Below are 13,297 nucleotides of genomic sequence, written 5' to 3'. Positions count from 1 at the left end.
GACGAATGTCGGTGCGGTCTTCTGGAGCGCTGTCCCACGAGCACGACTACGGTTACGACCTGGCCCACGAGATGAGCACGATCGCCCGGTTGCCCCAGCAGCGCCGCGGCACGTCCCGTCCGATCGGGGTGCCGGCCCGCGAGCTGGACCCGGACACCGACCTCGGGCACGACATGGCCCACGAGCTCTGACGCCGACCACCGACCCGTCGACGGCCCCGCCCGGCACCTGCCGCGCGGGGCCGTCGCACGTCCCGCCGGGTGATCGCCACGAACGCCCGCGACCCGGTGAACCGGCGCCGCCCGGGATCGGACCCACCCCCGTCCCGTCATCTGGACGTGGGCTGCCCCGTAGCACCGGTCCGGTGCGAGGGTGTGCCGGTGAGTGCGATGAAGCGCGTGCAGGCGTGGGGCGACCTGGTCGGCCGATGGTTCCCGGTGATCGTGCTGGTCGCGGGGGCGGTGGCGCTGGCCGCGCCGGGCGTCTTCGAAGGCTGGTCGTCGGCGGTCCCCTGGCTGCTCGCACTGATCATGCTCGGGATGGGCATGACGTTGCGCCCGGTGGACTTCGCCTACATCGCTCGGCGGCCGGCTGCGTTCGCCATCGGCCTGGGGGCCCAGTACGTGGTGATGCCGGCGGTGGGCTGGCTGCTGACCGTGCTGGTCGACCTCCCGCCGGAGATCGCGGTCGGGGTGATCCTGGTGGCCTGTGCGCCGGGCGGCACCGCGTCCAACGTCATGGTGTTCCTGGCCCGCGGTGACGTCGCGCTCTCGGTGGCGATGACGTCGGTGTCCACGTTGGTGGCGCCGGTGGTGACCCCGCTGCTGGTGCTGCTGCTCGCCGGGACCTACCTGCCGGTGTCGGCGGGGAGCCTGTTCGGCTCGATCGTGCAGATCGTGCTGGTCCCGGTGGTGCTGGGCTTCCTGCTGCGCCGGTTCGCCGGCGGTGTCGTCGAGCGGGTGACGCCCGCGCTGCCGCTGGTCTCGGTGCTCGGGATCACGGCCGTGGTGATGATCGTCGTGTCCGGGTCGGCGGACGCGTTGTTCACCGCGGGGCTCGCGATCGTCGGGGTGGTCGTCGTGCACAACCTGGCCGGTCTCGCGCTGGGTTACGCGGTCGCCCGCGCGTTCCGGCTCGACGTCACCGCGCGCCGGGCGGTCTCGATCGAGGTCGGGATGCAGAACTCCGGGCTCGCCGCGACCCTCGGGACCGTCCACTTCGGCCCGGCAGCCGCGTTGCCGGGCGCAGTGTTCTCGGTGTGGCACAACGTTTCTGGTGCCGCTCTGGCGGGTTACTGGTCGAAACGCCCGATGCCGGCCACTCCCGCGGACGAACACGCACGGGAGTGACCGGCCGCCCGGGGGCGACGCCGGATCAGTGGCGCAGGCCGGCCTCCTTCAGCAGCGGCATGACCCGCTCGCCGATGTACTTGAGCTCCTCGTTGTAGTCGATCAGGCCGAAGATCATGCCCTCCATGCCCGCCTCGTTGAGCTTGCCCAGCTCCTCGGTGACCTGCTCCGGGGTACCGACGATCGGGTAGCCGCCCCAACCGGCGATGAACCGCTCCTGCATCTTCACGGCGTGGTCGAAGGACTGGCTCTCACCGGAGCCCGCGATCTTGATGACGTTCCCGGCGGCGCCCCAGTCGCCCTCGTCGACCACCTGCTGGAAGGCCCGCTTGGCCTCCTCCTCGGTGTCGCGGCAGACGACCAGGCCGTAGGTCATCACCTGGATGTCGCGCTGGTAGTCGTCGCGGGCCTTGGCCCGGACCTTGTCGGTGTAGGCGCGGATGTTCTCCAGGGTGTCCAGCGACGCGAAGTTGATGTCGACGTTGCGGGCGGAGAACTCGATGCCCGACGGCGAGTTCCCGGCGTTGAGCAGCGCCGGGCGCGGGGCCTGGTGCGGCTTCGGGTAGGACTCCAGCAGGTCGCCGCGGAAGAACTTCGAGTCGAAGCTGAACGAGCCCTCCTCGGTCCACAGCCTGGTCACGAAGTCGATCCAGTCCTGGCCGAACGCGTAGCGCTGGTCGTGGTCGCGCTGCTCGGTGCCGAACATCTCCATCTCCGGCGGCACCCAGCCCATCACCAGGTTGAGGGCGAACCGGCCACCGGAGATGTGGTCGATCGTGGTGGCCGCCTTGGCGGCGACGATCGGGTGCACCGTCGGCAGGTGCGACGTCGCGGCGATCGAGATCCGCTCGGTCGCCTCGGCGAGACCGGCGGCCCAGGCGTAGGTCTCGAAGCAGTTGCCGTTGAAGTTGGTCGAACCGCCGAAACCCTTCCAGCGGGCGACCGGGACGAGCACGTCGAAGCCGAGGTCGTCGGCCCGCGTGGCGATCTCCTTCGTGTGCTCCCAGGTGATCTTGTAGGTGGTCGGGGCGTGGCTCATGATCAGCCCGTAGGAGCAGTTGGTGCCGAACAGGCCCAGCTTCATCTTCTGGTCGCCGAACAGCGGGTTGGTCTGCGTCCGGTCGACCAGCGGCCGGGTCTCCTCCGGCGGCCGGGGATCGGTCGGGGCGAGGCCGAGGCGTTCGTTCGCGGTGGTGCTCACAGATCTCTCCTTCGAGGTGTGCGGGAAGCTCCGGGGCCCGTCGTGGGGCGGGCGTCAGCCGAGCTGGAAGGGGTCGCGGGTGCCGCCGGTCAGCTCGACGAACACCGACTTGTTCTCGGTGTACTCGTGGATCGCGTCCACGCCGTTCTCCCGGCCGATGCCGCTGGCGCCGAAACCGCCGAAGGGCATGGCGGGGGAGATCACCCGGTAGGCGTTGATCCACACGGTGCCGGCGCGCAGGCGTCCGGCGACCCGGTGCGCGCGGTGCACGTCCTTGGTCCAGACGGCCCCCGCCAGCCCGTACGGGGTGTCGTTGGCCAGCCCGAGGGCCTCGTCCTCGTCGGTGAAGGTGTAGGCGGCCAGCACCGGGCCGAACACCTCCTCGCGGACGATGGTGTTCTCCGGGGTGACGCCGGTGACCAGCGTCGGGCGCACGAACAGACCGCCGCGCTCGTCGTCGGCCCCGCCGCCGCAGGCGAACGTGGCGCCCTCGGCGGCGGCGCCGTGCAGGTAACCGAGGACCTTCTCGTACTGCGGGCGGTTCGCCACCGGTCCCATCTCGGTGGCCGCCTCGGTGGGGTCACCGAGCACGATCGAGTCGGCCCGTTCGGCGACCTTGGCGACCAGGGCGTCGTGCACGTCGGCATGCACGATGAGCCGGGACCCGGCCATGCAGGTCTGCCCGGTCGCCGCGAACACCCCGGCGACCAGGCCGTTCGCCGCGGCGTCCAGGTCGGCGTCCGGGAACACGATCTGCGGGGACTTGCCGCCCAGCTCCAGGGTGACCCGGTTGATGTTCGCACCGGCCGCCTGGGCGACCTTCGCGCCGGTCGCGCTCGACCCGGTGAACGCCACCTTGTCGACACCCCGGTGCCCGGCCAGCGCCTCACCGGTCGAGCGGTCCCAGCCGGTCACCACGTTCAGCACCCCGGCCGGCAGCCCGGCCTCGTGCAGCACCTGGGCGAACGCGACCGTCGAGGCGGGGGAGTGCTCGGAGGGCTTGACGACCATCGTGCACCCGGCCGCCAGCGCCGGCGCCAGCTTGAACGTGAGCAGCAGCAGCGGCGAGTTCCACGGCGTGATCGCGCCGACCACACCGACCGGTTCGCGGGTGGTGTAGCCGAAGTAGTTCGGGTTGATCGGCGGGACCGTACGGCCCTCGATCTTGTCCGCCAGACCGGCGAAGTAGTAGTACCACTGCGGCAGGCTCGTCAGCTGGCCGAGCATCTCGCGCAGCAGCTTGCCCGAGTCGTTGACCTCCAACCGGGCGAGCCGCTCGGCGTTCGCCGCGATCGCGTCCCCGCAGCGGCGCAGGATCGCGGCCCGCTCGAAGCCGGTCCTGGCACCCCACTGGCCCTCGAAGGCGGTGCGGGCGGCGGCCACGGCGTCGTCGACGTCGGCGGGCGCGCCGTCGGCGAGCCGGGCCCACGGGACGCCGGTGTAGGGGTTCTCGGACTCGAACGTCGCGCCGGAGCGGGCGGGGACGATCCGGCCGTCGATGAACAGGCCGAACTCCTCCAGGGAACCGGAGGGTCCGGGTGCGTGCGGTGTCGATGTCGTCGCTGTCATCGGTCTCTCCTGGGGTGGGTGTCCCACCGGTGGGCGGGTGCCGGGGACGCTATGGCCGCCTCTCGGCGGGCCGATATCCGCGCGGCGCGCCCGCTGAGCCGTTCCGTGCGGACCCTCGTGCGGACCCCTCGCGCACGGCCGCCGGACGGGTGCGCCCGTGCACCCAACGGATGGCGGCCTGCGCACAGCGGCTGGTAGGCGCGCAGGTCACGTGCTTACGGTGGAGCGGACCCACGCCGATCACGGTCCGTGGCACGAGGAGGTGTCGAGACGATGCAGTCCACGCTCGCGCGGTATCCGGTCCTGTCGACGCAGAGCCTCGAGGAGGCCCGCGAGGCGGTCACCCGCACCTACCTGCGGCACGAGCTCACCGCGCCCGACGACCGGGTCGAGATGACGCTGAACGCGACCACCGACCGGGTGTTCACCATCGGCTATCTGTCCTACCGCTCGCCGACGACCCTGGTGATGCCGCCGACCGAGGACAACTACCACGTCAACCTGACGGTCGCCGGCAGCACCAGGGCCGAGCGCACCGACGGCAGGCGGGAGCGCAGCGCGGCCCGGGCCTCCGGCATCGTCCTGCTGCCCGACCAGACGAACACCGTGCGCTGGTCGGCCGACGCCGAGCAGCTGATCCTCAAGATCCCGCGGACCAGCCTGGAGAACCACCTGAGCGAGCAGCTGAACCGGCCGGTGCACGACGTCGTCGACTTCGGTTTCGGTCTCGACCTCACCACCCCGGCCGGGCGGACCCTGCTCGCGTCGGTGGAGTTCCTGGCCCGCGAGCTGGACCGGCCCGGCGGGCTGGCGGAGATGCCGATCGCCCGCGAGCAGCTGGAGGCGTTCGTCATGACGCAGCTGCTGCACGCCGGCCGGCACCGCTACAGCGAGGCGCTGGCCGAGCCGGGCGATCCCGTGCGTGCCGGCCGGTTGGGCCCGGTGCTCGAGCACATGGAACAGCACGCCGACTCGCCGCTCACCCCGCAGGAGCTGGCGCGGGTGGGCTGCATGAGCGTGCGGACCCTGCACGCGGCGTTCCAGCAGGAGCTGGGCGAGTCCCCGATGGGGCACCTGCGCCGGATCCGGCTCGACCGGGTGCGGGCCGAGCTGCTGCGGTGCGACCCGGCCACGGTCCGGGTCACCGACGTCGCGTTGCGGTGGGGTTTCCTGCACCAGAGCCGTTTCGCCCAGCAGTACCGGCAGCGCTTCGGCGAGCTGCCCAGCCAGACACTGCGCGGCGGGTGAGTTCGGCTCGTAGCCTGGAGGCATGACCGCAGCCACCGAGATCGCGTTCGAGAACACCTTCGTCCGCGACCTGGAAGGCATGTACCTGCCGTGGAACGCCGCCCCGGCCCCGGAGCCCCGGCTGGTGCTGCTCAACGAGGCACTGGCCGGCGAGCTGGGGCTCGACCCGGCGGCGCTGCGCGAACCCGCCGGGCTGGGCCTGCTCACCGGCACGGCGGTGCCGGAGTCGGCGACGACGGTCGCCCAGGCCTACGCCGGGCACCAGTTCGGCAACTACTCGCCCCGCCTCGGCGACGGCCGCGCGTTGCTCGTCGGGGAGCTCGTCACGCCGTCCGGGGAACGCCGCGACCTGCACCTCAAGGGCTCAGGCCGGACCCCGTTCGCCCGCGGTGGCGACGGGAAGGCCCCGTTGGGGCCGATGCTGCGCGAGTACCTGATCTCCGAGGCGATGCACGCCCTCGGCGTCGCGAGCACCCGGTCGCTCGCCGTCGTCGCGACCGGTGAGCACGTGATGCGCGACCGCGGCCCCGAGCCGGGTGCGGTGCTGGCCCGCACGGCGTCGAGCCACCTGCGGGTGGGGAGCTTCCAGTTCGCCGCGGCCACTGGTGAGATCGACGTCCTGCGCAGGCTCACCGACCACGCGATCGCCCGCCACCACCCGGACGCCGCCTCGCCCGTCGGCCTGTTCGCCCGCGTCGTCGACGTGCAGGCCCGCCTCGTCGCGCAGTGGATGCAGCTGGGTTTCGTGCACGGCGTGATGAACACCGACAACATGACGATCAGCGGCGAGACCATCGACTACGGGCCCTGCGCGTTCCTCGACGCGCACGATCCCCGCGCGGTGTTCAGCTCGATCGACGAGGGCGGCCGCTATGCCTACGGGAACCAGCCAGGGATCGCCCAGTGGAACCTGGCCCGTTTCGGGGAGGCACTGATCCCGCTGATCGACGACGACCCGGACGCGGCGATCCGGTCGGCGACCGAGGTGCTCCAGGGGTTCGCGGACCGTTACCTGGCCGCCCGCGACGAGGGGTACCGGGCGAAGCTCGGACTTCCCGCGGGGCTGGCGGCGGCCCCGCTGCTGGAGGACCTGGCGGCCCTGCTCGCCGAGCAGCAGCCGGACCACACCCTGTTCTTCCGGCGGCTCGCCGACGCCGCCCGCGGGGACGCCGGGCCGGTCCGTGAGCTGTTCGCCGACCCGTCCGCGGCGGACGGCTGGCTGGCGTCGTGGCGGGCGACCGGCCCGGACCCGGACGCGATGGACCGGGTCAACCCGGTGTACATCCCGCGCAACCACCTGGTCGAGGAGGCGCTCGGCGCGGCCGTCGTCGACGACGACCTCGAGCCCGTCCAGTGGATGCTGCAGGTGCTCGCCGAGCCTTACCAGGAGCGGGCCGGTTACGAGCGGTTCGCACAACCGGCAGGACCGGACGCGCCCCCCTTCGTCACCTTCTGCGGGACCTGACGCCGCCGGGACAACGCGTCCCTGGCATCCGGGATTCCGGGACGGGCACGGTCGTGACCCGACCACGCCCCAGGAGGCCCCGGTGCCCGCAACCGTGTCGCACGACGACCCGCCCGCCGCCCTCGACGCCCGCCGCGGCGGGCGCTGGCTGATCGCGTCGCTGCTCGCCTTCCTCGCGGCGGTGGTGGTGGACCTGGTCCGCACGACGCTCGACGGCTCGCTCGCCGCCGAGCAGGCTGCGCCCGTCCGGTGCGGCCCGCCGGACGGGCACGGTCGTCGCGGTGCTCGGGACACTCACCGTGGTCGCCTGCGCCGTGCTCCCGCCGCTGGTCCCCTTCGTTCTCGGGGCGGTGCTCGGTGCCCCCTTGGCGCGGCCCCGCCGGGCGCGCACACTCTGATCCGTCGCGACGGCACGAGGAGCGCCGATGGCAGGCCGCACGCCACGGCTGCTCGGGGCCGCCGCCCTGGTCGCGGTCCTCTGCTGGGCCGCGGCCGGCACCCCGGCGTTCGTCGACACCGTCGCGCGGCCCTGCCCGGACGAGATCTGCCCGGCGTTCGAGCGGCCCTCGCCACAGGCGGTGCGCGCGCTCGCCGTCGCCGGGATCGACCCGCACGGGTACGCGGTGGCGGTCGCCGTCGTCGCCTGGGTGGAACTGCTCCTGTTCCTGGCGGTCGCCGCGGTGCTGCCGTGGAGCCGCTCGGCCCGGTCGCTCGCCGCCGTCACGGCGGTCCTCCTGCCACTGACTGCGGTCGGTCCGTTCGCGACCGCGCTGGCGGCCGGGTCGGCCGCCGCGTGGTGGGCCGACGCCGTCCGCGCGGTCGCGGTCGCCGTGCTGGTCCCGGTGTTCGCGGGGTTGTTCCCGGACGGCCGGTGGCATCCCGGGCACTTCCGCCGGTGGTGGCCGCTGCCCGCGCTGGCGCTGGTGGCGGGCACCCCCGCGGTCGCGGCGAGTGGCGCCGTGGTCGGGACCGTGCAGGCGGTGGCCGAACCGCTCACCTGGCTGTTGCTCGCCGCCGTCCAGGTGCACCGGTTCCGGGTCGCCTCGGACTGGGTGGCCCGTCAGCAGGCCAAGGTCCTGCTGGTGGTGCTCCTGCTGCTCGCACTCAACGCCGTGGCGGTCACCGCAGCCGCCGCGTCGGGTCTGCTGGCCGCGGTGCAACCGGTGGTGGTACTCGTCGACTACGCGGCGTTCGCCGTGCTCGGCGCCGGCCTCGCGGTCGCGCTGTTCCGGTACCGCCTCTACGACGTCGATCTCGTGCTGCGCCGGACCGTGGTCTACGGCGGTGCACTGGCCGTGCTCGCCGTGCTCTACGTCGGGCTGGTCGCGCTCGCCGGCTCCGTGTTGAGCGGACGGGCGGCTCCCGTCCTCGCCGGAGCCGCCGTCGGGGTGCTCGCACTGACCGTCGGACTGGCCGCCTACACGGCGAGAGAACGTCTGCGTCGCAAGCTGTTCGGCGGGCAGGGGTTGGCGAAGGCGCTGGCCGTGGTGGCCCGTGACCCGCCGGCGGGTCCGGGTTCGGATCTCGCTGCGACCATCGCCGGCGGGCTCGGCCTGCGGCACGTACAGGTTCTCGACGCGGCGGGCATCCCGCTGTGGACCAGCGGCGGGGCGGTGTCGCAGGTGCACCGCGAGTCCGTCGTGGACGCCGACGGAACCGTGCTCGGCACGATGCTGCTCGCACCGGAGGTGGGCGGCAGGCTGGACCGGCACCACCGCCGGGTGCTGGCCGAGGTGCTGCCGTTCGTCGTCCTGGTGCTGCGTGCCCGTGAGGAGGCCGCGATGCTGCGCAGGGCCAGGACGGACGCGGCGCGCGCCCGCGAGGTCGAGCGGCGCCGGTTGCGCCGGGACCTGCACGACGGCATCGGCCCGCTGCTCGCGTCCCAGCTGCTGACCCTGGACACCGTCCGGGTCGCGGGGGAGCGCCCCGAGCTGCTCGCCCAGCTCGAGCAGCAGGCCAGGGCCGCGATCAGCGAGGTCCGCCGGGTCGCGCAGGACCTGCGCCCGGCCGCACTCGACCAGGGCGGCCTGGGCGTCGCACTGGGGGCCGAGGCGGAACGGCTGTCCGCGGCCGGGCTCGCCGTGACGGTGCGGGCGGACCCGGGTGCCGGGGCGCTCGACGCCGCCGCCGAGGTCGCGCTGTGGCGGATCGCCCAGGAGGCCCTCGCGAACGTGGTCCGGCACGCGGGTGCCCGCCGCGCCCGGGTGGACCTCGCGGTCGGAGCGGAGGTGGTGGTGCTCGTCGTCGAGGACGACGGCCGGGGGCCGGGGCCCGCCGCGCGGGGGCGCGGGGGCCTGGGCGGGACGACGATGCGCGAGCGCGCGACCGAACTGGGCGGCGTCCTCACGATCGGGCCCGGCACCGACGGCCCCGGGACCCGGGTCGAGGCGAGGATCCCGCGATGAGCCCGACGGCGTCCGGCCCCGCGGAGCGGATCGACGTGCTCGTCGTGGACGACCACCCGACGTTCCGCCTCGGTCTGCGCACCCGGCTGGAGGCCGAGCCGGACCTCGTCGTCGTGGGCGAGGCGGGTAGTGCCCAGGAGGCACTCGACCTGGTCGGACGCACCGCACCCGATGTCGTCCTGGTCGACCTGAACCTGCCCGGCACCGACGGTCTCGAGCTGATCCGGCTGCTCGCCGGGGTCGCGCCGCGCTCGGCCCCGCTCGTCCTGACGATGCTCTCGGCCGACGCGGTGACCGCGGCCGTCCGGGCGGGTGCTCGGGGCTACCTGCTCAAGGATGCCGATCCGGCCCGGATCGTGGCCGCGGTCCGGGCGGTCGCGGCGGGCGACTCGGTGTTCGGCCCGCAGGTCGCGGCGCGCCTGCTGGCGGGACTGGACCGGTCCGGTGCCGGCCGGGCGGCGTTCCCGGAGCTGACCGAGCGGGAGATCGAGATCCTCCGGTTGCTCGCCTCGGGGGCGGGGAACGCGGCGATCGGCAGGCAGCTGGGGCTGCGGCCGAAGACCGTGCGCAACTATGTGTCGAACGTGATCGGGAAGCTGCACGCCGCCGACCGCGCCGAGGCGGTCCTGCGGGCACGCCGGGCGGGGCTGGACGACCAGCGGCACGCCTGACCGCCCCGGCCCCCCGCGGGGTGTCGCGGTCGGGTGACTACACTGGCGGTGCGGACGAGTCGGTCGGGCGGCCGCGACGGGATCTCCGGATCCCGTCGAGGAAAGTCCGGACTCCACAGGGCAGGGTGGTTGTCAACGGCAACCCGGGGCGACCCGCGGGACAGTGCCACAGAGAACAGACCGCCTCCGGGTCCGCCCGGAGGTAAGGGTGAAACGGTGGTGTAAGAGACCACCAGCACCCCGGGTGACCGGGGTGGCTCGGTAAACCCCACCCGGAGCAAGGTCGAGAGGCCGCTCCGTCACCTGTGACGGAGCGGCTGCGCAGGCGTTCGAGGGCTGCCCGCCCGAGCCTGCGGGTGGACCGCTGGAGCCTGTCGGTGACGGCAGGCCGAGATGGATGGTCGCCGAACGGAGCACCGTGAGGTGCCCGGGAACAGGATCCGGCTTACAGACCGACTCGTCCGCCCTCGGGCCCCTGAGCCCGGGCTCCTCCCGCTCGGTGGGCGTCCTGAGGGCACACCGGGGCACAGCCGTACCGCCCGCGCCGTCTCCTCCGTTCGCGACCCGCCGCGGGCGCGCCACCACCCTGCCCACCACCGTTCTGTGCCGGAGCCGGGGTACTTACAGTCCGTCGATATCCCGCTGACGGGACCGCCCGACGATGAGGGCGGCGGTGAGCTCCTCTTCGATCGCGTCGCCGAGCCTGTCCAGGAATGCCCCGGGCTGGTCGGCGGCGTCGGGGTCTTCGTCGACCACGCGGTCGATCGTGCCGGCCTCGAGAAGGTCGGTGCTGCGGATCCGCAATGCCCTGGCCATCGCGGCGGACCGGTCCGGGGTGCCGTGCACGATGGTGCTCGCTCCTTCCAACGGCAGGGGTGCGAGCCAGGCGTTCCGAGCAGCGATCCGGCGATCGGCGGGGAGCAGGGCGAGCGCGACACCGCCGCAACCTTGTCCGAGGAGCACGGACACGGTGGGCGCGGTCATCTCGGACGTCTGGGCGAGACATCGGGCGATCTCCCCGGCGAGCGCACCGTTCTCGGCCTCAGGACTCAGCTCACCGCCGGATGTGTCGATCACGGTGACCAGCGGCAGCCGCAGTTCCTCCGCGAGCCGCATGCCGCGGCGGGCGACGCGCAGGTCGGCCGGCCCGGGTGCCCGCTGAGCCGCGGCGCGGTCCTGGCCGACGAGGACGCAGGACCGTCGCCCGAACCGGGCCAGGCACAGCACGGTGGCCGCCGCTACCTCGCCCTCACCGGTGCCGCTCAGCTCGACGACGTTGGCGGCCGCCCGGTCCAGCAGCTCCCGCAGGCCCGGCCGGTCGGACCGCCGGGTGGCGAGCACTGCTGCCCACGCGTCGACTTCCGTCTCGATGTCCGGCGGCCGGGCGCCACTGGTGACGAGGTCCACGTGCTTCACCGCGGCGACGTGCTCCAACAGCCGCCCGAGCAGCTGGCGCAGTTCCTGGCGAGCGAGGACGAGATCGACCACACCGCGGGCATACAGGTTTTCTGCGGTCTGGACATTCCGGGGGAACGGGTGCCCGTGCAGTTCCCGGTAGATCTTGGGCCCCAGGAAACCGACGAGGGCTCCGGGTTCGGCGAGCGTGATCGAACCGAGGGATCCCCAGGAGGCGAACGCTCCCCCCGTCGTGGGGTGGCGCAGGTAGGTGACGGCCAGGAGACCGGCGCGACGATGGGCCTGGACGGCGCGGGCGACGGCGATCATCTCCACGAACGCGGGCGTGCCCTCCTGCATGCGGGTTCCCCCGGAGGCGGGTGACAGGATCAGGGGCAGCTGCATCCGGGTGGCGCGTTCGACGGCTGCGACCAGGCGCCGGGCCGCTGCGACGCCGACCGACCCTCCGAGGAAGCCGAAGTCGCTGACCGCGACGGCCACCTGCTGGCCACGTATGCGGCCATCGCCGGTGGTGATCGATTCGTCGGCGCCGGATGCCGCCGTGGCGGCCTTCAGCGACTGTCGATACTCGGCGGAGACCGGTTCGGGGTGCAGCGCGGGCGTGTCCCACCGGGTGAACGACCCCGGGTCCAGGAGTTCGTCGAGCAACTCGACGGCCTGCGGCGGGGCGGGGCGGGCGGCGCTCATCGGCTCTGCTCTCCGGGGGTGGACGCCGACTCCGGTGTGCCGGTCGCGAGCCAGTTTCGGATGGCGTCGCCGTCCCCGTCGAGCACCGGCGGTGCGGTGTGGCGGGTGCGGGTGACCTCCTGCCCGGACGTGTCGAAGAAGCGCAACGGCGGCCCGGCGAGCTGCAGTGGGCCCAGGGTGGCGTGTTCGACGTCGACGAGCAGACCCTGACTGCGGGTCTGCTCCCACCCGTACACCTCGTCGATGCTGCGCACCGTGCCCGCGGGCACCCCGATCTCGGCCAGACGGTCCAGCAGGTCCGCCGCCTTCCAGCTGCTGAAGATCTGCTCCACGAGCTCGATGGTGCGGGCGCGGGCGGCGACGCGCTGACCGTTGGTCTCCAGACCCGGGGTGGCGGGGTCGAGGCCGAACCCGGCGCAGAACCGGTGCCACAGCCCCTCGCTGCCCACGGCGATCTGTACCGAACCGTCGGCACAGCGGAACAGGCCGTAGGGCGCGATGGAGGCGTGGTGGTTGCCCTGGGCGCGCCCTACCTGCCCCGCCACGGTCCAGCGGGTGGACTGGAACCCGTGCACGCCGACGACCGCGGCCAGCAGCGACGTGCGCACCACGTGACCGGAGCCCGTGCGGTCACGCTCACGCAGGGCGGCGAGCACCCCGTAGGCGCCGTACATGCCGGCGAGCAGGTCGGCGATCGGAGTGCCGACCTTCTGCGGATCATCGGGCCCGGCGCCGGTGAGCGACATCAACCCGGCCTCACCTTGGACGATCTGGTCGTAGCCGGCGCGGCCACCTTCTGGACCGTCGTGTCCGAACCCGGTGATGGAGAGGATCACCAGGCCAGGGTTGCGGGCGTGCAGCACGTCGAATCCCAGGCCGAGGCGATCCAGCACTCCGGTGCGGAAGTTCTCCACGACCACGTCGGCGCGGGCGACGAGCTCGAGCAGGGTGTGCTTGTCGGCGTCGTCCTTGAGATCGAGCGTGATCGACTGCTTGTTGCGGTTGGCCGAGAGGAAGTAGGTGGACTCGGGGTCCGCACCGTCCGGCTCGACGAAGGGTGGCCCCCAACCACGGGTGTCGTCGCCGCGCTGGGGGGCCTCGACCTTGATCACGCGGGCGCCCAGGTCGCCCAGCATCATCGTGGCGTGCGGACCGGCGAGGGCCCGGGAGAGGTCGACCACGAGGGTGCCGTGCAGCGGTCCGTCGGTGGGCATGGATCGCCTTTCTATGGAGCACCGGAACCACGATCGCGGCCCGGTGACGAGGAACCGGAGAGCGCCATCAGC

The 13,297-nt window shown here is 73.1% G+C and carries 10 protein-coding genes and 1 other RNA gene; 7 read left to right on the top strand and 4 right to left on the bottom strand.

Going from position 1 to position 13,297, the window contains the following annotated elements:
- Positions 1 to 5: 5 nt before the first annotated feature.
- Together AB0J24_RS14505 and AB0J24_RS14500 are read left to right on the top strand one after the other, a co-directional pair.
- The gene (locus AB0J24_RS14505; RefSeq protein ID WP_358680745.1) at positions 6 to 191 is read left to right on the top strand and encodes a hypothetical protein; all 186 of its coding nucleotides are present in this window, start codon (positions 6 to 8) and stop codon (positions 189 to 191) included.
- Positions 192 to 389: 198 nt separating this feature from the next.
- Entirely contained in the window at positions 390 to 1,349 is a 960-nt protein-coding gene (locus AB0J24_RS14500; protein WP_358681071.1) for a bile acid:sodium symporter family protein, read from the top strand.
- A gap of 25 nt (positions 1,350 to 1,374) precedes the next feature.
- Here the strand turns inward: AB0J24_RS14500 and AB0J24_RS14495 are convergent, their stop codons facing one another.
- Both AB0J24_RS14495 and AB0J24_RS14490 read right to left on the bottom strand, forming a co-directional pair.
- Positions 1,375 to 2,550, bottom strand: coding sequence for an LLM class flavin-dependent oxidoreductase (locus AB0J24_RS14495; RefSeq protein WP_358680742.1), 1,176 nt, complete (start codon positions 2,548 to 2,550; stop codon positions 1,375 to 1,377).
- Between the two features lie 54 nt (positions 2,551 to 2,604).
- Entirely contained in the window at positions 2,605 to 4,119 is a 1,515-nt protein-coding gene (locus AB0J24_RS14490) for an aldehyde dehydrogenase (RefSeq protein WP_358680739.1), read from the bottom strand.
- 273 nt (positions 4,120 to 4,392) lie between these two features.
- On the opposite strand from AB0J24_RS14490, the gene AB0J24_RS14485 reads away from it, so the two are divergent.
- From AB0J24_RS14485 to rnpB, 5 genes are all read left to right on the top strand, one after another.
- Complete coding sequence (locus tag AB0J24_RS14485) at positions 4,393 to 5,367, top strand: AraC family transcriptional regulator (protein ID WP_358680736.1); 975 nt, start codon at positions 4,393 to 4,395, stop codon at positions 5,365 to 5,367.
- A 22-nt stretch (positions 5,368 to 5,389) separates the two neighbouring features.
- A complete protein-coding gene (locus AB0J24_RS14480) occupies positions 5,390 to 6,832 on the top strand; it encodes a protein adenylyltransferase SelO (RefSeq protein ID WP_358680733.1) in 1,443 nt (480 codons plus the stop codon).
- Between the two features lie 425 nt (positions 6,833 to 7,257).
- Entirely contained in the window at positions 7,258 to 9,237 is a 1,980-nt protein-coding gene (locus AB0J24_RS14475; protein ID WP_358680730.1) for a histidine kinase, read from the top strand.
- Positions 9,234 to 9,908, top strand: coding sequence for a response regulator transcription factor (locus AB0J24_RS14470; RefSeq protein WP_358680728.1), 675 nt, complete (start codon positions 9,234 to 9,236; stop codon positions 9,906 to 9,908). Before AB0J24_RS14475 ends, AB0J24_RS14470 begins: the two co-directional genes overlap by 4 nt.
- Positions 9,909 to 9,963: 55 nt before the next feature.
- An RNA gene (rnpB, locus tag AB0J24_RS14465) (RNase P RNA component class A) lies at positions 9,964 to 10,372 on the top strand.
- Positions 10,373 to 10,529: 157 nt separating this feature from the next.
- Here rnpB and AB0J24_RS14460 read toward each other — a convergent pair.
- Positions 10,530 to 12,011, bottom strand: a complete 1,482-nt coding sequence (locus tag AB0J24_RS14460) for a carboxyl transferase domain-containing protein (protein WP_358680725.1) — start codon at positions 12,009 to 12,011, stop codon at positions 10,530 to 10,532.
- Complete coding sequence (locus AB0J24_RS14455) at positions 12,008 to 13,225, bottom strand: CoA transferase (protein ID WP_358680722.1); 1,218 nt, start codon at positions 13,223 to 13,225, stop codon at positions 12,008 to 12,010. Before AB0J24_RS14455 ends, AB0J24_RS14460 begins: the two co-directional genes overlap by 4 nt.
- Between the last annotated feature and the right edge of the window lie 72 nt (positions 13,226 to 13,297).

The sequence above is a fragment of the Pseudonocardia sp. NPDC049635 genome (assembly GCF_040659795.1).
Taxonomy (GTDB): Bacteria; Actinomycetota; Actinomycetes; order Mycobacteriales; family Pseudonocardiaceae; genus Pseudonocardia.
The sequence above is the reverse complement of the archived record's forward strand: the minus strand, read 5'-3'. Positions and strand labels throughout refer to the sequence as shown.